Source organism: Brevibacillus sp. HB1.1, assembly GCF_013332445.1.
GTDB classification, from domain to species: domain Bacteria; phylum Bacillota; class Bacilli; order Brevibacillales; family Brevibacillaceae; genus Brevibacillus; species Brevibacillus porteri.
In genome coordinates this window covers 531,143-551,284 of the sequence record NZ_JABMIV010000001.1, presented here as the reverse complement: position 1 = coordinate 551,284, position 20,142 = coordinate 531,143, and the positions used below count along the sequence as shown (strand labels likewise).

Annotated in this window: 22 protein-coding genes; all 22 read left to right on the top strand. The window is 48.9% G+C overall.

Features of this window, described 5'->3' with window-relative positions:
* Positions 1 to 1,017 carry a beta-ketoacyl-ACP synthase III gene (locus tag HPY27_RS02650; RefSeq protein WP_173622100.1) on the top strand — a complete coding sequence of 339 codons (1,017 nt, stop codon included), beginning with the start codon at positions 1 to 3 and terminating at the stop codon, positions 1,015 to 1,017.
* A gap of 2 nt (positions 1,018 to 1,019) precedes the next feature.
* Positions 1,020 to 1,970: an ACP S-malonyltransferase gene (fabD, locus tag HPY27_RS02645; protein WP_174224303.1), complete on the top strand. Its 951-nt coding sequence runs from the start codon at positions 1,020 to 1,022 to the stop codon at positions 1,968 to 1,970.
* On the top strand, positions 1,964 to 2,704 hold the full coding sequence (gene fabG / locus HPY27_RS02640; RefSeq protein ID WP_017249372.1) for a 3-oxoacyl-[acyl-carrier-protein] reductase: 741 nt from the start codon (positions 1,964 to 1,966) through the stop codon (positions 2,702 to 2,704). Before fabD ends, fabG begins: the two co-directional genes overlap by 7 nt.
* A gap of 84 nt (positions 2,705 to 2,788) precedes the next feature.
* Positions 2,789 to 3,022 (top strand): acyl carrier protein, encoded by a 234-nt coding sequence (acpP, locus tag HPY27_RS02635; protein WP_005834336.1) that lies wholly within the window; start codon positions 2,789 to 2,791, stop codon positions 3,020 to 3,022.
* A 136-nt stretch (positions 3,023 to 3,158) separates the two neighbouring features.
* On the top strand, positions 3,159 to 4,400 hold the full coding sequence (gene fabF, locus HPY27_RS02630) for a beta-ketoacyl-ACP synthase II (protein ID WP_174224302.1): 1,242 nt from the start codon (positions 3,159 to 3,161) through the stop codon (positions 4,398 to 4,400).
* Positions 4,401 to 4,454: 54 nt separating this feature from the next.
* Positions 4,455 to 5,141 (top strand): ribonuclease III, encoded by a 687-nt coding sequence (gene rnc, locus HPY27_RS02625; RefSeq protein ID WP_026043146.1) that lies wholly within the window; start codon positions 4,455 to 4,457, stop codon positions 5,139 to 5,141.
* 259 nt (positions 5,142 to 5,400) lie between these two features.
* Positions 5,401 to 8,973 carry a chromosome segregation protein SMC gene (gene smc, locus HPY27_RS02620; protein WP_174224301.1) on the top strand — a complete coding sequence of 1,191 codons (3,573 nt, stop codon included), beginning with the start codon at positions 5,401 to 5,403 and terminating at the stop codon, positions 8,971 to 8,973.
* Between the two features lie 45 nt (positions 8,974 to 9,018).
* Positions 9,019 to 10,026 carry a signal recognition particle-docking protein FtsY gene (gene ftsY, locus HPY27_RS02615; protein WP_174224300.1) on the top strand — a complete coding sequence of 336 codons (1,008 nt, stop codon included), beginning with the start codon at positions 9,019 to 9,021 and terminating at the stop codon, positions 10,024 to 10,026.
* 142 nt (positions 10,027 to 10,168) lie between these two features.
* Positions 10,169 to 10,507 (top strand): putative DNA-binding protein, encoded by a 339-nt coding sequence (locus HPY27_RS02610; RefSeq protein WP_174224299.1) that lies wholly within the window; start codon positions 10,169 to 10,171, stop codon positions 10,505 to 10,507.
* Between the two features lie 10 nt (positions 10,508 to 10,517).
* Positions 10,518 to 11,930, top strand: coding sequence for a signal recognition particle protein (gene ffh, locus HPY27_RS02605; protein ID WP_174224298.1), 1,413 nt, complete (start codon positions 10,518 to 10,520; stop codon positions 11,928 to 11,930).
* A gap of 112 nt (positions 11,931 to 12,042) precedes the next feature.
* Entirely contained in the window at positions 12,043 to 12,315 is a 273-nt protein-coding gene (gene rpsP, locus HPY27_RS02600) for a 30S ribosomal protein S16 (RefSeq protein ID WP_007719713.1), read from the top strand.
* Positions 12,316 to 12,338: 23 nt separating this feature from the next.
* On the top strand, positions 12,339 to 12,566 hold the full coding sequence (locus HPY27_RS02595) for a KH domain-containing protein (protein WP_007719711.1): 228 nt from the start codon (positions 12,339 to 12,341) through the stop codon (positions 12,564 to 12,566).
* 86 nt (positions 12,567 to 12,652) lie between these two features.
* A complete protein-coding gene (locus HPY27_RS02590) occupies positions 12,653 to 13,090 on the top strand; it encodes a YlqD family protein (RefSeq protein WP_026043145.1) in 438 nt (145 codons plus the stop codon).
* On the top strand, positions 13,087 to 13,614 hold the full coding sequence (rimM, locus tag HPY27_RS02585) for a ribosome maturation factor RimM (protein ID WP_017249366.1): 528 nt from the start codon (positions 13,087 to 13,089) through the stop codon (positions 13,612 to 13,614). The genes HPY27_RS02590 and rimM overlap by 4 nt, the downstream gene beginning before the upstream one ends.
* A 12-nt stretch (positions 13,615 to 13,626) precedes the next feature.
* On the top strand, positions 13,627 to 14,358 hold the full coding sequence (gene trmD / locus HPY27_RS02580) for a tRNA (guanosine(37)-N1)-methyltransferase TrmD (protein WP_017249365.1): 732 nt from the start codon (positions 13,627 to 13,629) through the stop codon (positions 14,356 to 14,358).
* A 167-nt stretch (positions 14,359 to 14,525) separates the two neighbouring features.
* The gene (gene rplS, locus HPY27_RS02575) at positions 14,526 to 14,873 is read left to right on the top strand and encodes a 50S ribosomal protein L19 (RefSeq protein ID WP_007719703.1); all 348 of its coding nucleotides are present in this window, start codon (positions 14,526 to 14,528) and stop codon (positions 14,871 to 14,873) included.
* Positions 14,874 to 15,008: 135 nt separating this feature from the next.
* A complete protein-coding gene (gene lepB, locus HPY27_RS02570) occupies positions 15,009 to 15,572 on the top strand; it encodes a signal peptidase I (protein WP_017249364.1) in 564 nt (187 codons plus the stop codon).
* A gap of 28 nt (positions 15,573 to 15,600) precedes the next feature.
* Positions 15,601 to 16,494, top strand: a complete 894-nt coding sequence (ylqF, locus tag HPY27_RS02565; protein WP_017249363.1) for a ribosome biogenesis GTPase YlqF — start codon at positions 15,601 to 15,603, stop codon at positions 16,492 to 16,494.
* A gap of 125 nt (positions 16,495 to 16,619) precedes the next feature.
* Complete coding sequence (locus HPY27_RS02560; protein WP_173622096.1) at positions 16,620 to 17,396, top strand: ribonuclease HII; 777 nt, start codon at positions 16,620 to 16,622, stop codon at positions 17,394 to 17,396.
* 43 nt (positions 17,397 to 17,439) lie between these two features.
* Entirely contained in the window at positions 17,440 to 19,332 is a 1,893-nt protein-coding gene (locus HPY27_RS02555; protein ID WP_174224297.1) for a hypothetical protein, read from the top strand.
* Positions 19,329 to 19,619: an EscU/YscU/HrcU family type III secretion system export apparatus switch protein gene (locus tag HPY27_RS02550; protein WP_017249360.1), complete on the top strand. Its 291-nt coding sequence runs from the start codon at positions 19,329 to 19,331 to the stop codon at positions 19,617 to 19,619. Before HPY27_RS02555 ends, HPY27_RS02550 begins: the two co-directional genes overlap by 4 nt.
* Positions 19,619 to 19,996: a YraN family protein gene (locus HPY27_RS02545; protein WP_017249359.1), complete on the top strand. Its 378-nt coding sequence runs from the start codon at positions 19,619 to 19,621 to the stop codon at positions 19,994 to 19,996. The genes HPY27_RS02550 and HPY27_RS02545 overlap by 1 nt, the downstream gene beginning before the upstream one ends.
* Positions 19,997 to 20,142: the final 146 nt, after the last annotated feature.

Here is a 20,142-nt window from a genome sequence, read left to right as displayed (position 1 = left end):
ATGAGTGCAAAGCGTTCAGTAGGAATTTTGTCTACAGGGTCTTATACCCCGGAGCGGGTGTTGACGAACTTTGATCTGGAGAAAATGGTGGAAACTTCTGATGAGTGGATTGTTTCCCGAACTGGCATCAGAGAACGCCGCATTAGCTCACCGGAGCAAGCTTCCTCCGACTTGGCTTACGAGGCTGCCAAAGAAGCGCTCGAAAAAGCAAACATCAGCGCGGAACAGTTGGATATGATCATTGTCGCTACCGTAACGCCTGACATGTCGTTCCCGTCTACTGCTTGCTTGCTGCAAGAAAAGCTGGGTGCTACACGTGCGGCTGCTATGGATCTTTCCGCGGCTTGCACAGGCTTTTTGTATGGAATTACGACAGCGACTCAGTTCATCGAAAACGGTTTGTATAAAAAAGTGTTGGTCGTAGGCGTTGAGACCTTGTCCAAAATTACGAATTATAAAGATCGAAATACATGTGTGTTGTTCGGAGACGGCGCAGGTGCAGCTGTTATCGGTGAAGTTACTGAGGGCTACGGCTTCCAGTCCTTCGAGCTCGGCGCAGATGGATCAGGCGGATCTCTCTTGTGCATACCAGCAGGCGGTTCCAGAACACCTGCATCTACTGAGTCTGTCGAACAAGGACTGCATTATCTCTATATGGCAGGCGGAGAAGTTTTTAAATTCGCCGTTCGCGTCATGAATTCTGCAACAGAGGCTGTCTTGTCCAAAGCTGGCATATCGAAGGATGAGATCGACCTGCTGGTGCCGCATCAGGCAAACAAACGCATCATCGACTCTGCCGTACAGCGTTTCGGTCTGTCTGAGGATAAAGTTGCGATTAACCTGGATCGCTATGGAAACATGTCCTCTGCCTCCATTCCAGTAGCGTTGGATGAAGCAGTAAAAGCTGGTCGCGTAAAAGAAGGCGATAACCTGATTCTGGTTGGGTTTGGTGGCGGCTTGACTTGGGGAGCGACGCTCTTGAAGTGGTGCACGACTCCGGCAGAAGGGAGCAAGTAGGAATGGGCAAAGTAGCCTTTGTTTTTCCAGGGCAAGGTTCGCAATTTGTAGGAATGGGGCAAGCGCTCTCCGAGCAATCGGAAGCGGCCCGTCACATATTTGAGCAAGCTGATGAAGCTCTCGGCTTTTCCTTGTCTGGACTGTGTTTCGCAGGACCAGAAGAGGAATTGAAGCTGACAGCAAACACACAGCCAGCTATTTTGACAGCAAGCATCGCTGTTATGGCAGCATTGAACGAAAAGTTGCCTGACTATAAGCCTGCGTTCGTAGCGGGTCACAGCTTGGGTGAGTATTCTGCTCTGGTTGCAGCTGGGGCGTTGTCCTTTGCAGATGCAGTCAAAACAGTGCGAGCTCGTGGTCAGTTCATGGAAGAGGCAGTGCCAGCGGGACAAGGCGCAATGGCCGCTGTTTTGAACATGGATCGCGCGGCACTGCATGCGGTTTGCGAAGAAGTAACAGCATCTGGACATCCTGTTCAATTAGCGAACATGAACTGCCCAGGGCAAATTGTCATCTCTGGTTCTGCTGAAGGTGTGAAACTGGCCAGTGAAAAAGCGAAGGAAGCGGGCGCAAAGCGTGTACTTCCATTGAATGTAAGCGGTCCGTTCCACTCGAGCTTGATGCAGCCCGCAGCAGATAAACTGCAAGCAGTTTTGGCGGGCGTTACCGTACAAGAAGCGACTGTGCCTGTTGTGGCAAACGTGACGGCTAGACCAGTGTCTGAGGCTACTATTATTGTAGATCAATTAGTTCAACAAGTTTCCGCCCCAGTTTTGTGGGAGGACTCTGTACAATGGATGGTCGAAGCAGGTGTGACAACCTTTGTAGAGATCGGTCCAGGAAAAGTTTTGGCCGGATTGATCAAGAAAATCGCACCAGCGGATACGACGATTATCTCTGTACAGGATATGGATTCGCTTACTGAGCTATTGAACGGAGGGGTACTATGCTAACAGGAAAAACAGCACTGGTCACAGGGGCTTCCCGTGGCATTGGGCGTGCGATTGCATTGAAGCTAGCAGAAGCTGGTGCTAATGTGGTTGTCAATTACGCAGGTAGTGAAGCGGCAGCGAGCGAGACTGTTGCGCTTATTAAAGAAATGGGCCGCGATGCCATCATGATTCGCGCGAACGTTTCTTCTACAGAAGATGTCAACGACATGTTCAAAGCTGCTTTGGATCATTTTGGTGTGATCGATATTCTCGTGAACAATGCGGGTATTACTCGCGACAACCTGATCATGCGCATGAAAGAAGACGAGTGGGACGATGTCATTGCGACGAATTTAAAGGGTGTATTCAACTGCGTAAAGGCAGCGACCCGCCCAATGATGAAGCAGCGTTCAGGCAAAATCATCAACATCACTTCTGTGGTAGGTGTTTTGGGGAACGCAGGACAAGCAAACTACGTGGCGGCAAAAGCTGGGGTTATTGGCTTGACGAAGACGGCTGCTCGCGAGCTGGCCAGCCGTAACATCACGGTGAATGCTGTTGCACCAGGATTTATCGATACAGAAATGACTGCTGTATTGCCTGAGGATGTCAAAGCAGGACTCACAAGCCAAATTCCGCTTGCCCGCTTGGGACAGACTGATGATATCGCAGCTGTGGTGCTGTTCCTGGCATCCGATGCGGCCAACTACATGACAGGGCAGACCCTGCATGTAGACGGCGGAATGTACATGTAATTAGAAAACCTCAATCGAGCATTTTCTGAAAACTGGTTTTTTGAAAGCTCATCCACTATAATACGGGAGAGGGGGTGAAGCAAGATGGCAGATACTTTGGAGCGTGTAAAGAAAATCATCGTCGATCGTCTGGGTGTAGATGAGTCCAAAATTACTTTGGAAGCTTCTTTCAAAGAAGACCTGGGCGCTGACTCCCTGGATGTGGTTGAACTCGTAATGGAACTCGAAGATGAGTTTGATTTAGAGATTTCCGACGAAGATGCTGAAAAGATCACTTCTGTTGGTGAGGTTGTTAAATACATAGAATCTCACAAGTAGTTGGATCTGTTGGAAGTCCCGTACCATACGGGACTTCTCCTTCAATAGCCACCTGTACATAATTTAAATAAATACATGTTTTGCATGCAGTGAATGTAAGAAGCTGACTGCTGACTTTCATATAGAGGTGATTGCAATGAAACGCAGAGTGGTGATTACTGGCGTTGGTGTCGTTTCTCCAGTAGGGAATGACGCGCAGACTTTCTGGAACAGCTTGCTGGAAGGAAAATCAGGCATTGACCGTGTGGCTGCCTTTGACGCTTCTGATTATCCAACACAAATTGCAGGCGAAGTGAAAAACTTCGATCCTGAGCAGTATATGGACAAGAAAGATATCCGACGTACAGACCGATTCGTTCAGTTTGGATTAGCTGCTGCCAAAATGGCTGTAGAAGATGCAAAACTGGAGATCACGCCAGAAAATGCGGAACGAGTGGGTGTATACATCGGGTCCGGAATCGGTGGTCTGACTACATGGGAAGAACAGCATTCCGTATTGTTGGAAAAAGGACCGCGTCGCGTGAGTCCGTTCTTCATTCCGATGCTGATTGCAAACATGGCGTCTGGTGCAGTATCCATTCAATACGGTGCAAAAGGACCAACTTCCAGCGCGATTACCGCTTGTGCGACAGGTACCAATGCGATCGGTGATGCACTGCGTCTGATCCAGTTCGATCACGCCGATGTTATGATCGCAGGTGGAGCAGAAGCAACGGTGCGTCCAATGGCATTTGCAGGCTTTTGCTCAGCGAAAGCGATGTCCACCAGAAACGATGAGCCGCAAAAAGCAAGCCGTCCGTTTGACCAAGATCGCGATGGCTTCGTAATGGGCGAAGGTGCTGGTGTTCTGATCCTGGAAGAGCTTGAGCATGCGAAAAAACGTGGAGCAACGATCATCGCGGAAGTCATTGGCTACGGGATGAGTGCAGATGCTCATCATATTACTTCTCCATCTCCTGGTGGCGAAGGGGCAGCGCGTTGCATGGCAAGCGCACTGAAAGACGCTGGCGTTGACCCAACAGAAGTTCAATATATTAATGCACATGGTACTTCTACTGACCAAGGAGATATCGCAGAAACACAAGCGATCAAGAGTGTGTTTGGCGAGCACGCATACAAACTGGCTGTCAGCTCGACCAAATCGATGACAGGCCATCTGTTGGGTGCTACTGGTGGTGTCGAGGCCATCGCGACGGCATATGTGCTGCGTGATCAAGTACTGCCTCCAACAATCAACTTGGAAAACCCGGATCCAGAATGTGATCTGGACTATGTTCCGAACCATGCGCGCAAGGCGACCGTCAATGTGGCTGTTTCCAATACATTTGGATTCGGCGGTCACAACGCAACGGTAATCCTGAAGCGATACGAAGCATAAATGAGCCCTACTGATAGAAAAAGTAGGCAGTCTCCTGGAATGGTGGTGAGGGTGATGAATTTTGCACAGCTGCAAGAAACGATAGGCTTTCGCTTTCGCGATGAAAGTGTTTTGCGGCAGGCATTCACCCATTCTTCCTACGTGAACGAGCAACGCGGCAAACGAATATCAGACAATGAGCGGCTAGAGTTTTTGGGGGATGCTGTGTTGGAGTTGACCGTCTCCCAGTTTTTGTATAAAACTTTTCCGAAGATGAGCGAAGGGGAAATGACGAAGCTGCGTGCAGCCATTGTCTGTGAACCTTCTCTCGTCAAGTTTGCTGAACTGTTGAATTTTGGCGATCTCGTATTGCTGGGAAAAGGGGAAGAGCTGACAGGTGGACGTCAGCGACCAGCCTTGCTAGCGGACGTTTTTGAGGCGTTTGTAGGTGCGCTTTACTTGGATCAGGGGTTGGACGCAGTCTTTTCATTTATGGAAAAATACGTGTACCCGCGCATCGACAAAGGAGAGTTTGCCCAGGTAACCGACTTCAAGAGCCAGTTGCAGGAATTTGTTCAACAAGACAATCTGGGAGACATCCATTACCGAATTGTAGAAGAAAAAGGACCAGCTCATAATCGAGAATTCGTATCTGAGGTGCTTTTGAACAATCGTTCGCTTGGCATCGGCTCTGGCCGCTCCAAAAAAGAAGCGGAACAGCAAGCTGCTGCACGAGCATTGGTCAAGCTGGGGGATAAATAATCACTCGTCAGCGAGAAGGGCTGCATCATCTGCTACAAGATGGTGCAGCTTTTTTCTTTCGGGTGGGAAACATAGGGAAAATACTGCGAGATGACCGCTATCTATGATACACTTACCTACAGATGACCATGTAGGCTCGTAGTAGGTAGCTCCTGTTCGATGCAGGGGCTTCTTTTCGGGTACCATCCGAACCTTGCATGTTTTCAATCTGTCAGTTTGGCAGGCAGTCTTGGATGGTTTCTTAAGGAGGACCGTACGTATGTATTTGAAACGCCTGGAGCTGGCTGGATTCAAATCCTTTGCCGATCGCACGGAATTGGAATTTGTACCAGGGGTAACAGCCGTAGTGGGACCGAATGGAAGTGGGAAAAGTAACGTATCTGATTCGATCCGCTGGGTGCTGGGGGAACAGAGCGCAAAGTCGTTGCGTGGAGCGAAAATGGAAGACATTATTTTCGCGGGTAGCGACAAGCGCAAGCCAGTGAATTTCGCAGAAGTGACACTCACCTTGGACAATACAGATCGTTCGCTCGATGTGGAATATTCGGAGGTATCCGTTACCCGCAGAGTGTATCGTTCTGGTGACAGTGAGTACTACATAAACAACAGATCCTGCCGTCTAAAAGACATCATGGAGCTGTTTATGGATACCGGGCTGGGTAAAGAAGCGTATTCCATTATCGGTCAAGGAAAAATTGAGGAAATTCTCAGTACCAAGTCCGAGGATCGCCGTGGAATATTTGAAGAAGCAGCCGGAATCGTCAAATACAAAACACGCAAGCGCGAGGCTGAAAAAAAGCTCGATGACACTGAGCAAAATCTGGTGCGTATTCACGATATCGTCAGTGAAATTACGGAGCAGATCGGACCTTTGCAGGAGCAGGCAGAAATAGCCAAGACGTACAAGGAGCTTCATCGCCAGTTGGTTGAGCATGAAGTAGCTCTTTACGTGCAGCAAATTGAAGCAGCTCATACGAAGTGGGAAGCAGCGACAGGACGCGTAGAGGAACTCAAGAATCTGTTAATCGGACAAACGACCGAAGCATCCAAGCAAGAAGCTGATTTGGAGCAAGCGCGTTTTCATGTCACCCAAATCGACCAATCCATCGAAGAGCTGCAACAAGTACTTTTAACAGTCAGTGAAGAGACCGAGAAAGTCGAAGGACAACGTGAGGTATTGCGGGAGCGTATGCGCAATCTCAATGCCAATCGTCAGCAGACGATGGAGCAGATGCATCGGATTACCGAGAAGCAGCACGGTCTTGAGGCAGAATTGGCTGAAGAACAAGAGCGGGCCAAGGAAGCGGATCGCCGAATGACCGAAGCCCACGCTTCGCTACAAGAAGCAGAAGGTCAATTTTTTTCGATGGTGCAATCACTGACAGATGATGTCGAGCGTTTGAAGAGCGATTACTTCGAAAAGCTCAATGAAATGGCGAATCTGCGCAACGAAAATCGTCATCAAGAGCAGCTTCTCAAGACAAGCGAGGCCAGAGTCGAACGTCAATTGTCTGGAAAAAAACAGCTCGATGAAGAAGAAGAGCAGCGACTAGCTCAGTTGAGCCAGCTCCAAGATCAGTTGGAGAAGATCGTTTCTACCATTCAAGAAACTGGTGTCAGATACAAAGAGCTGGTTGAGGGTATGCGCGAAGGACAAGCCCGCCTTGAAACAGCCCGTCGAGAGCTGCGCCACTGGGAACAAAAGCGGGAAGCAGCGAAGTCTCGCTTTGACCTGTTAAAAGAAATGCAGTCGGAGTTCGCAGGGTTTCAGCAAGGGGTAAAAGAAATTTTGAAAGCACGCGAGCGTGGCTTCAAAGGAATTCATGGAGCGGTGGCTGAGCTCGTTGTCGTGCCACAGCAATACGAGACGGCGATGGAAGTAGCATTGGGTGGCGCACTGCAAAACGTCGTCGTGGACGACGAAGCATCTGGTCGTGCAGCCATTGCTCACTTGAAGCAGCACAATGCAGGTAGGGCGACATTTCTACCGCTCGATGTCATCCGGCCTCGCACCTTGCAGGCAAGCGATAAGCGCCAGCTGGAGGCGGAGAGTGGAGTCGTCGGAATCGCGAGTGAGCTCGTGACCTTTGAGGAATCGTATAGACCTATCCTCGAAAGTTTATTAGGCAACGTCATTATTACGGAAAAGCTGGAGCAAGCAAACCGTGTGGCCCGTACGCTTGGCTACCGCTATCGCGTCGTGACGCTGGAAGGCGATATCGTGAATGCTGGCGGTTCTATGACAGGGGGGGCCTTGAAAAAGAACAGCACGAACCTGCTTGGACGCAACCGTCAATCAGAAGAGCTGGAAGCGCAGCTAGTAGAAATCGACCAGGCAATTTCTGGGCATACTACCCTTATGGAGCAGTTGACGAAGGAACTGGCGCAAATGCAGCAGGAGCAAGAAAATCTGCGTACAGAAGGCGAAAGTCTGAGATTGAAAGAACAAGAAGTAAAAGGACTCTTGCAGCAAAAAGAATCGGAAGGCAGATCCTTGGGCGAGCGAGCAAAGCTTGTTGAACAAGATATAGAAGGCTATCGCCGCGAGATGGAAGAAGCCAAACGAAAGCAAGAGCAGCTGCAAGCCTCCTTGGCTGCCATGGAGCAAGAGGAAAAAGAGCTCGGTGCGCAGATCGCAGAAGCAGAGGCGAAACGCCAAGAGCAGCTCGAATCTAAAGAAGAAATGAATCAAAAAATAACGAGTCTCAAAGTACTGAATGCGCAGGTCAAGCAAGAGTATCAATCACGCTTGGAGCAAACAGAACGTTTGCTGGAGCAAAAAAGCCAATTGCAGCGCGAATGGGAAGAACAAAACGCGAACTTGGCATCTCTTGATGAGCTGGAGCGTACGAACGAATCGTCCGGGCTTGAGCTGGATCAGCGCATTAGCGAATTGCGTCAGGATAAAGACCGTGTAGCTGGCTTGATTCAAGAGCGGCGAAGTGAGAGGGCGACTCTCTTTTACAAACAGGAGCAAGTGGAACAGCAGGTGAAGGAAATCCGCCGCGAGGTTAAATCGCTCGAGGAAAAGCTTCATCAGGAAGAAGTAAAAGTCAACCGCAATGAGGTAGAGCTCGATCATCTGTTGAATAAACTCTCCGAAGAATACGAAATGAGCTACGACCTGGCAAAGCAAAAATATCCGGCACGTGGCGAGATTCAGGAAGAGACACAAGTGGTCAATCGTCTCAAAAAGCAGATTGGGGCACTTGGCACTGTGAATCTTGGCGCGATTGAGGAATATGAGCGCTTATCTGAGCGTCAGCAGTTCTTAAGCTCGCAGGAAGCTGATTTGAATGAAGCAAAAGACATGCTCTATCAAGTGATCCAAGAAATGAACGCAGAGATGTCGCGTCGCTTCAAAGAAACATTTGATGCGATTTCAGAGCAGTTCCGCGACGTGTTTGTCCAACTGTTTGGCGGAGGACGCGCAGATCTTGTACTCTCTAACCCAGATAATCTGCTTGAGACGGGTATCGATATCGTGGCGCAGCCACCTGGCAAGAAGCTGCAAAATCTCGCACTCTTATCCGGGGGCGAACGTGCTTTGACTGCGATGGCCTTGCTATTTGCCATCCTGCGTGTGAAGCCAGTGCCATTCTGTGTATTGGATGAGGTAGAAGCCGCGCTGGATGAGGCAAACGTTAACCGTTTCGCCGAGTACATGCACCATTTTAGTAACCAGACGCAGTTTATTTGCGTCACACACAGAAAAGGCACAATGGAGAGCGCAGACGTGCTATACGGTATCACGATGCAAGAGGGCGGCGTGTCCAAACTCGTCTCTGTGAAGCTGGAGGACAGTGACAAGTTTATCGAATCAGCCTCTTAAACGGATTTGCCATTCAATTGATACTACCCGCAAAGGAAGATGAACATGAGTTTTTTCAAGCGCCTTCGTGATGCTATTGTCCAAAAATCCGAAGAGGTCACCCAGAAGTTTACGGATGGTTTGGCTAAAACGAGAGATCTGCTAGTAGAAAAAGTAGAGGATCTGGTACGTCGCTACAAAAAGATCGACGATGACTTTTTCGATGAATTAGAGGAAATTTTGATTACGTCCGATGTGGGCGTCAATACCGTAATGGAGCTCATTGACGACCTGCGGACAGAAGTGCGCAAGCAAAAAATCGAGAATGCGATCGACCTGCAGCCCATTCTCTCAGAAAAACTGGTTGCCCTTTTGAAAAATGATGCTGCTGCGGATACGTCTCTGAAGGTAGAGGACGGTCGTCTGAATGTCATTTTGTTCGTAGGGGTAAACGGAGTAGGGAAAACGACCACGATCGGTAAAATGGCTCATATGTTCAAGCAGCAAAATAAAAAAGTGCTGCTGGCAGCAGGTGACACGTTCCGTGCAGCAGCGATTGAACAGCTGGAGGTTTGGGGAGAGCGTGTAGGCGTTGACGTAATCAAGCAGCAGCAAGGCTCTGATCCGGCTGCTGTGATCTACGATGCGATTCAGGCAGCGAAATCCCGCCAAGTCGATGTGCTGTTGTGCGATACCGCAGGCCGCTTGCAAAACAAAGTCAATCTCATGGAAGAGTTGGCGAAGGTACACCGCGTATTACAACGCGAATTGCCAGGAGCTCCACATGAGGTCTTGCTAGTATTGGACGCTACGACTGGGCAAAATGCGCTTTCGCAGGCGAAAACCTTTGGACAGTCTGCTGGTGTAACAGGTTTAGTCCTGACCAAGCTGGATGGCACAGCAAAGGGTGGTATCGTCATCGCGATTCGCAACGAGCTGAACATTCCGGTGAAATACGTCGGCTTGGGTGAAAGAATGGATGACTTGCAGCAGTTTGATCCCGAGCAATTTGTTCATGCACTTTTTGCTGGATTGATTCAAAAAGATGAAACAGAAGAGCAGGAAAACGCGTAAAACATAGTGTTTCGAAGATAAAAAAATGATGTCAATAAAAAACCTTGACACTAGGTGTGGAATTAGGTACTATAATCTACGTGCTGTAAAGAAAAAGTCTTTACAGTTTGAAACGAGTACCTCATAGCAAAGGATTGGTTTCATGTTAGAAAAGACCAATCAAGTCAATCTCTTGTTTGACTTTTACGCGCCGCTACTCAAGGGCAAGCAGCAAGAATATCTTGAGCTGTATTATCTGGACGATTTATCGCTCGGAGAAATTGCCGAGATGCATGAGGTCAGCCGCCAAGCTGTTTATGATCATATTAAGCGGGCGGAGAAGCAACTGTTCGAATACGATCAGAAGCTTCGCCTCGCTGAGCGTCATGAAAAGCGCATAGACGTGTTGAATCGCATGAATGAACTTGTAAATGAGCTTTCGGAGAGCGAGACAAGAGACGAGCTGAACACTTTGCTCCACCAACTGTCAGAGATGGATTAGGAGGGCTCGCATGGCGTTTGAGAGCTTAGCCAATCGGCTGCAAAACGCGTTTGACAAACTGCGCGGCAGAGGAAAAATAGACGAAACCATCGTGAGTGAAGCGATGCGTGAAGTTCGTCTGGCCTTGCTGGAAGCAGACGTTAACTTTAAAGTAGTAAAAGACTTCGTTGCTCGTGTCAAAGAGCGCGCAGTCGGTCAGGAAGTCATGAAAAGCCTGACGCCTGGTCAAATGGTGATCAAAATCGTGAATGAAGAACTGGTCGCTCTGATGGGTGGCAACGTTGCTCAGCTCACGATGGCACACCGCCCGCCGACCGTCATCATGATGGCAGGTCTGCAAGGGGCAGGTAAAACGACCACAACCGGTAAGCTGGCCAAGTACTTGCAAAAGCAAAACCGTAAGCCGCTTCTGGTAGCGGGAGACATTTACCGTCCTGCTGCGATTAAGCAACTTCAGGTTTTAGGGGAGCAGCTCAATGTTCCCGTCTTCACTCTCGGTGATCAAGTCAGTCCTGTCGATATCGCTCGCCAAGCGATTGAACACGCGAAGACGAATCATCTCGACGTAGTCCTCATCGATACCGCAGGTCGCCTGCATATTGACGAAGCGCTGATGGACGAGTTGAAGCAGATTCGCGAGGTAACCAAGCCCGATGAGATTTTGCTCGTCGTGGACGCGATGACAGGTCAAGATGCCGTCAACGTAGCAGAGAGCTTTAACAGCCAGCTCGAACTGACTGGTGTGGTTCTCACGAAGCTCGACGGTGATACCCGAGGCGGTGCGGCACTGTCCGTCAAAGCTGTCACTGGCAAGCCGATCAAATTCGCGGCGATGGGTGAAAAGCTGGATGCGCTCGAACCGTTCCATCCGGATCGTATGGCTTCCCGTATTTTGGGTATGGGGGACGTACTCAGCCTGATTGAAAAAGCACAGGCATCCGTGGATGAAGACAAAGCACGCGATATGGAACGCCAAATGCGTCAAGGTGAGTTTACCTTCGACATGTTCCTGGATTCCATGCAGCAGCTTCGCAACCTGGGTCCTTTTGAAGACATTCTCGGCATGCTGCCAGGAATGAACAAGATGAAGGGCAAAATGAACGTGGATGAGAAGCAAATAGCCCGCGTTGAAGCGATCGCCAAATCCATGACCAAACAAGAGCGCGCTAATCCTGACTTATTGAATGCCAACCGTCGCAAGCGCATCGCAAGCGGAAGTGGAACAAGCATTCAAGAAGTCAATCGCTTCCTCAAGCAGTTCGAGGAAATGAAAAAGATGATGAAGCAATTCTCAGGCGCTGCTGACAAGATGGGCAAGAAGTCGAAGAAAAAAGGCTTCGGATTACCTTTCATGGGAAAAGGCGGAGGCAACAACCAGGGCGGGATGAACTTCCCCTTTAACTTCAAGCCACCGTTCAAGTAAGTAGGCATGATCTCTCGCGACACTGACTTGTCAGCTGGCCGCGATGGTTCAGATATAGTAGCACCAACGCAGATGCTCTTCTAGCGTTGATTAATACAGGAGGTGACACAACATGGCAGTTAAAATCCGTCTGAAGCGTATGGGTTCCAAGAAAGCTCCTTTCTACCGTGTAGTAGTAGCTGACTCCCGTTCCCCTCGCGATGGCCGTTTCATTGAAGAAATCGGTTACTATAACCCGGTTGCACAACCGGCAGTGGTGAAAATTGATACCGACAAAGCGGTTCAATGGATCCTGAATGGTGCAGCTCCAACTGATACCGTTCGTAACCTTCTCTCCAAAGAAGGCGTTATGGCTAAAGTGCACGAAACCAAATACGGCAAATAAGTCGGTCATCTGGAGGTTTGATGATGAAAGCGCTGGTCGAAACGATCGCTAAAGCTCTCGTCGATCATCCGAATGAGGTTCGTGTTAACGCAGTGGACAAAGAGCGAACCCTCGTCTTTGAATTGTCGGTACACCCTGATGATATGGGGAAGATTATCGGTAAACAAGGACGAATCGCGAAAGCCCTGCGCACGGTCGTGATCGCCGCATCCGTGGAAACGGACAAGCGTGTCACGGTTGAAATTGTATGAGAAAAGGCTGGGAGCTTTCCCAGTCTTTTTTCTAGTATCCAAGATGCGTATAAACCATGATGGTTTTTCCGAAAGGAGTGGCGAAGGTGCTTACTATATTTCGGACAGTACAGGTTAAACTGATCATTACGGAAGCATCACGGGCTGCTCTCATTGATCAGTATAGCCAACGACTTCGTTTGCAGCGTAAAGAGTGGGAGCAGTGGCAGTTTCAATCGAAAAAGTTATTAACCGAGGCGAAGAAAAAGTCTACGGATACATATGCGTTGGCGCAGGAAAAAATCGCGCAGGAAGAGCGCCGACGCAAGGAAAAGATAGATCACCTGACATATACCCTCCAGCAGGTAGAAAATCTCCCAGAGGGAAGCGAGATCGATTACCAGACGGTTCAAAGCCCTGTCACGATTCAAGAGGGTGATGTCTGGGATGAAATGATGTCTGGAACGGAAATCATGATAAAAGATGGTCTGGTACATGAGATTCGGCTACAAACGAAAAATGGGAACAAAAAAAAGGAGGAATGAACACGTTGAGCCAAAATAGTTTTTACGGAGTAGGCAAACTGGTTAATACGCATGGCCTGCGTGGTGAGGTACGTGTAACACCTACGACTGACTTTCCAGATCAGCGTTTTCGCAAAGGAAATGAGCTGTACTTGTTCCATCCGACACTCAGTGAGCCGCTAAAATTGAAAATCGTTTCTCGTCGCTCGCATAAAAATTTTGAGATTGTGAGCTTCCAAGGCTATGAGCATATTAACGATATCGAAAAGTACAAGGGCGGAGAGTTGAAAATTCCAGAGGAAGCGCTGATGGAATTAGAAGAGGACGAGTTCTACATTCATCAGCTCGTCGGCTGCGTCGTAGTAACTGACGAGGGCGAAGAACTGGGGAAAATCGTGGATGTTATGCAGCCAGGAGCAAACGATGTGTGGGTAGTGAAGGGGAAACGCGGAGAAATCTTGCTGCCGTATATCGATGAGTGCATCAAGGAAGTGGACATTGCGAACAAACGTGTGGTCTGCCATCTGATGGAAGGCTTGCTGTAGGAGGAACTTCAGATGCGGATCGATATTTTTACGCTCTTTCCCGAAATGTTTACAGGTGTTTTATCCAGCAGCATTTTGGGAAAGGCAAGCGAAAAAGAACTGGTTGATTTTCACGTTACCAATTTTCGCGATTTCTCTGAGAGCAAGCACGGTACGGTAGACGACACCCCTTATGGCGGTGGCGGAGGAATGGTCTTAAAGCCTGAGCCGTTATTCCGAGCCGTAGAAGGCTTGGCAGGAGAGAAAAAACCCCGAGTGATTCTGATGTGCCCACAGGGTGTACCTTATCATCAGAAGCTTGCAGAAGAGTTGGCGCAAGAGGAGCACCTTGTCTTCATTTGTGGTCATTATGAAGGGTACGACGAGCGAATTCGCGAGCATCTCGTCACGGATGAGATCTCGATTGGCGACTACGTACTGACTGGGGGAGAGCTTGCGGCGATGGTGGTCATTGACAGTGTCGTTCGTTTGCAACCAGGGGCGTTGGGAAACCAGACGTCAGCTGTTGAGGATTCCTTTTCAACAGGACTGCTCGAATACCCTCATTACACAAGACCAGCTGAGTTTCGCGGCTGGAAGGTGCCAGATGTATTGTTGTCAGGCCACCACGCCAATATTGAAAGCTGGCGGTTAAAAGAATCGCTGCGTCGAACAAAAGCACGGCGTCCAGATTTGTTGGAAAAGATTGCGCTGACAAATGAAATGAAAAAGCTATTGGCTGAATTGGAGCAGGAAAAAAAGTAGGGAGCAAATAGGAGAAGAGTCTTGTAGTTTTGTGCCCCCTGTGTTAATATACTTCTTGTGGCAATTTTGCCCGCTGACTAAGGCGGTCCGCTACTCGTAACGCAGCCCTAGCGGCTGGACCTATGGGTTAGACGAGTAAGAACGTCTATCGGAAGGAGGAAATTCAAATGAACCAAATTATCCGTGAACTGGAAAAAGCGCAATTGAAACAGGACATTCCTGCGTTCCGACCTGGTGACACTGTTCGTGTACACGTTAAGGTTATCGAGGGTCAGCGTGAGCGTATCCAGCTGTTCGAAGGCGTATGCATTCGCCGTCGCGGTACAGGTGTCAGCGAAACATTTACAGCTCGTAAGATTTCTTACGGCGTAGGTGTTGAGCGTACATTCCCAGTACACACGCCTAAGATCGACAAGATCGAAATCGTGCGTCATGGTAAAGTACGTCGTGCGAAACTGTACTATCTGCGCGATCGCGTAGGTAAAGCAGCTCGTATTAAAGAAATTCGTCGATAAGCGTAAAGCTTAGAAAGAGGACTGGCCTGCTTGCCAGGCCTCTTTTTTCCATTTAACGATCTCGAAATAAAATAGTTCATCTTGACATATGTTACAGCTAAGGTTGGACGAGCTTTCATGGGAGGATCGTAAGTCATGAGCGAAGAAATTACCTCCAGTCATAAGAAGAAAAATGAACTATGGGAATGGATAAAGGCACTTGGGATCGCTTTAGTCTTGGCGTTTCTCATTCGTACCTTTTTGTTCGCCCCGTTTATTGTAGAAGGCGAATCCATGGAAAGTACATTACATAACAGTGAAAAATTAGTTGTAAACAAGGCGATTTACTTTTTGCAAGATCCGAAGCCTGGTGAAATCATCGTGTTTCATGCTGAAAAGGAACGAGATTACATCAAGAGAGTCATTGCTGTTGAGGGTGATACAGTAGAGGTCAAAAGCGATCAGCTACTGGTCAATGGCAAAGTGGTAGAGGAACCGTATCTTGCACAATTTAAAGAACAAGCGAAGCAGCAGGGAGAGCCGTTCTTTACCCACGATTTTCCCCCGGTCCAAATACCAGCAGACCATATCTTTGTGATGGGCGATAACAGGTTGAACAGTCATGACAGCAGAGCCATCGGTCCTGTTGCCGTCAGTACGGTTGTTGGTAGAGCTGAATTTACTTTTTGGCCGGTTGCGGGAATTCGCTTGACAAGATAATGCAAAGCTTCAAGGTAGGTGAGACATCATGACGATCCAATGGTTTCCTGGCCATATGGCTAAAGCACGTCGTCAAGTAACGGAAAAGCTGAAGTTAATCGATGTTGTCATTGAGCTTCTCGATGCACGTCTGCCGCTTTCCAGCCGTAATCCGATGATTGACGAGATTGTCAGTGATAAACCACGTTTGATATTACTTAATAAAGCAGATTTGGCGGATGAACGGGCAACAGATGAGTGGATTGCTTATTTTCGCAAACAAGGCATTCGCACATTGCCGATTGATGCCCTGAGTGGTAAAGGTGTCAACAAGCTCCCAGAAATGTGTAAGGAGCTAGCTGCTGACATGCTGGCAAAGCGCAGTGAGCGGGGGATGCAAGGTCGTGCCATCCGCATCATGATCTTGGGAATCCCCAATGTCGGCAAGTCTTCCCTTATTAACCGCTTGTCCAAGCGCTCAGTAGCGGCTACAGGTGATCGTCCGGCGGTAACCAAGGCGCAACAATGGGTAAAAATGGGCGATACACTGGAACTGCTCGATACGCCTGGTATTCTTTGGCCGAAATTTGAAGATCAGATGGTAGGTCTGCGACTGGCGGCAAGTGGGGCAATTAAAGACGAGCTCATCGATTTTACGGAGGTAGCATTATTTGTCATCAGCTACATGATGCACTACTATCCGGAACGCCTGATCGAACGCTTCAAGCTAAAAGAACTGCCTGAGGATCGAGTAGAAATGCTCGAAGAAATCGGGAAGAAGCGCGGTTGTCTCGTTTCTGGCGGAAATATCGACTACGACAAGGCAGCGGAAATTTTCCTGCGTGAGCTGCGTTCCGGAAAGCTGGGAACGATCTCTGTCGAGCGCCCGATTGACTGGGAAATGGACGAACCGATTGGTAAGCCAGTATCTTTTCCCGAATAAGCTTTCCAGCCATCAAAAACCTGTCTATCGACATATACGGTAGGCAGGTTTTTTACTATGAGAGGATGTTCAAAACGTCGTCTTTTTGAATGGGCACTTTGAGATCTGTAAGGAGAAATGAGTCAATGAATCTAGCGGATATGTCGATAAAAGAAATACGAGTGACGATGGAAAAGTTGGACGAGGTACCCAAAGATTTTTTACAATTGCTGAAAGAAGATAAAAGAGCGGGTGTACAGGCTCTGGCGAAGCAGGCGGAAGCAGCGATTGCACGTCAAGAAAAGCTCGCACAGATGTGGGCTGACATGACCGTCTATGAGAAAGCCATGTTTGATAAGGGGCATCAATACATATTCGGGGTAGATGAGGTCGGACGAGGACCATTGGCTGGTCCAGTTGTCGCGTGTGCCGTGTGCCTGCCCAAGGATTTTTACTTGCCAGGACTGAATGACTCGAAGAAGATACCTGTATCCACTCGGGAAGCTTTTTGCGAAATCATTCAAAGAGATGCACTTGCTGTGGGAATCGGAATTGTCGATGCAGCAAGAATCGATGCGATCAATATATTGGCTGCTACAAAAGAGGCGATGAAGCTGGCGATCCAACAGGCAGGTAAAGTGCCAGATGCATTACTGATTGACGCCGTGCAGCTAACCGGAATGGATTGCGAGCAGGTTCCGATTATCGGAGGGGATGCCAAGAGTGTCTCGATTGCAGCCGCATCGATCGTAGCAAAGGTTACCCGTGATCGATTGATGGCCCAGTATGCCGAACAATATCCAGCCTATGGCTTTGACAAGCACGCAGGCTACGGCACCCCTGAGCATCTGGCAGCAATCGCTCGATTTGGACCTACGCCGATCCATCGCAAGACATTCACTGGTGTAAAAGAACACGCCTAAAAAGTGGAGCTAGTAACATACTGCCTACAGGAGGAGGATCTGCATGTTTTCCCCGTCGCAACTTATTCAATCATTCGTGCAAAAAGCACCCATATCCGCTCCGAAGCCGGTTGAGCTTACTCCCGGACAAGTGTTTAAAGGCACGGTAATCAAGCATTACCCGGACAATATGGCGCTCGTACAAGTCGGGGGAATGCAGGTTCAGGCTAAAATGGAAGCAAGTCTGGAACCGGGCCAGAAAGCTTGGCTGCAAGTCCAACCATCAACAGGCGTCGTCACGTTGAAGGTTTTGGAAAGCGTCGGGGAAGGAGCTGGCAAAGACGCATCTCTAGAAGGGCTAATGCGGTCACTAGGGATTACCGATACAAAAGAGAACAAAGCGATCGTGCAAGCTCTGCTTGGTGCCAATCTTCCTGTGAATAAGGAAACGATACAAGCTTTTTCAGCCGTTGCTGGGCGCTTAGGCGTAGACAATGCCACGATAGAGGCATTCATGACTGCCATGAAACGAAATTTGCCACTGACTCCAGATACAATCGGAGGGCTCAAAGCTTTTTTATCGGACAAGCCAATGGGTCAGCTCATCCAAAACCTGCTGCAGCAAGCCTCGCTCTTTTTAGAGGGAGAGGGCCAGCCTTCACAGACGACAGGTCAAATGTCTCAAAGCCAATCACAGCAAGTCCCCGGACAGGCTAATGCAGCAACGGGAGATGTCAAACAGCTTGTTAGTCAATTAAAAGAAAAGTTGGCAGGACTCTCTTTACTTATCACGGGCAACGATGCAACAGACGAGGGACTGGCGGTCAAACAAATGCCACAAGGGAATCAGCCCAATCAAGGTGCTTCTCAGAACGCGTCTGGAGGAAGCCAGACTCAGCCGCTGCCTGCGCAGAGCGGTCAGCCTTCAGCGCAATTGCAGACATCACCCCAACCATCAACCCAGGCTTTCAGTAACATACCATCGCCATCACAAGCTGTTTCGTCATCTGTTTCCACTGAGGCAGCAACTGCACCAAGCCCTGCAACAAAGCAGGTGGAATCGCAGCAAAACGCCATGATCGGAAAGAGTAATCAGTTGCTGCCTAACCAGACTAGTGGTCCAAGCGTCGAGTCAAAAATTGCTCGAACCGAGCCGTTGCCTATTCCTCAGTCATCACAGATGAATCAGGAGCCGATCCAAAACAAGCAGATGGCAGAGCAAAGGGCCGTAGTGACAGATGCGGGGCAAAAGGTCATTCCACAAATGATGTCTCAAGCATCTGGTGCAGTGAATGGAGCCACAGCTGCTAACCCAATTGCTGAATTGTTTCGTCATTTAGGCGTAACCCACGAGAGAGAATTGATGGGCCAGGCATTTTCACAGGGGGCAATCGATTCGCATTCATTAAAGCAGATGGATACAGTCAAATCCCTCTTGTTGCAAATCAGTCAAGCGCCAGCTCAGGCACTACCAACCGCCTTGCGAGAAGCTGCTGATCAACTACTGCAACAAGTGACCGGACAACAGTTGATGATGGTACAGCCCTCTAACCAAGCTTTGTCTCAAATCGTGATGCAAATTCCGATTCGCCAAGCAGAAGGGGATGAGACGGCTTTCGTCCAAATTGAGTCAAAAAAGAAAGGCTCTGGACAACTTGATCCGGAGAACTGCCGTCTATTCTTTCATTTGGAACTCCAAAGTATGGGGACAACTATGATTGATGTCAGTATCGTGAATCGAATCGTTAACCTGCAAATTTTTAACGATACGCCATGGGTGGAAGCACTCATTCAAGGCTCCAAGGATCGTTTTGCTGACCAATTACAGGATGTTGGTTACCATCTATCGGCTATGCGGGTCCAGCCAGTCCCGGCCGAGCGCGGGAAGTCGACAAGTCCGATCCAAGCAAAAGGCCCCATCCTGGCTGACTATAAAGGGGTTGACCTTCGCGTATGAAGCCGCCATCCTCTTCAGAGCAAAAACGCAAACAGGCAGTTGCGTTAAAATACCAGGCGGGTACCATGGAAGCGCCAAAGGTTGTGGCAAAAGGCAAGGGGTACGTAGCTGACAATATCCTGAAGACAGCAAAGGAGCATGATATACCGGTACAAGAGGACCCATCACTTGTAGAGGTTTTGGGTAAGCTGGATTTGGATCAACAAATTCCTCCGGAGTTGTATCAAGTTGTGGCAGAAATCCTTGCTTTTGTCTATCGTATCGATAAAGGCGGAGGAACCAAATAATGAGCGATCGCCGCCGTCTTCTTGGTCAAAAAGGAGAACAGCTTGCTGAAAGCTATTTAGTGAACAAGGGTTTTTGCATTGTCGATCGAAATGTTCGAACAAAACGCGGGGAAATGGATTTGATTGCGCTAGACGGAAATTGCTTGGTTTTCATTGAGGTCAGAACGAGGAGCAGCCAATCTTTTGGATCAGCGGGCGAGTCCATTACTTGGAAGAAGAAACAGAAGCTGCGTGAGCTTGCCATCGAATACCTGCAAAAAAACTCACAGCCAATCCCGGCCTTTCGGTTTGATGTCATCGCGATTTACACCGGTACATTAACACCAGGTGGAGACTTCATGAAGCCGGTCATTGAGCATTATGAGAGTGCTTTCTAGGAAAAACGGGCTCTCGACTACGGATATATTGGGGATACGTCTACAGCATCAGTCGCAGAGCCAGCGTACTATGTACTGTACTCGACGCGATGAAACTCCTCCAAGCATCAATATCCGCTTTCCGGCTCAAAAGCTGGGAAGCATTT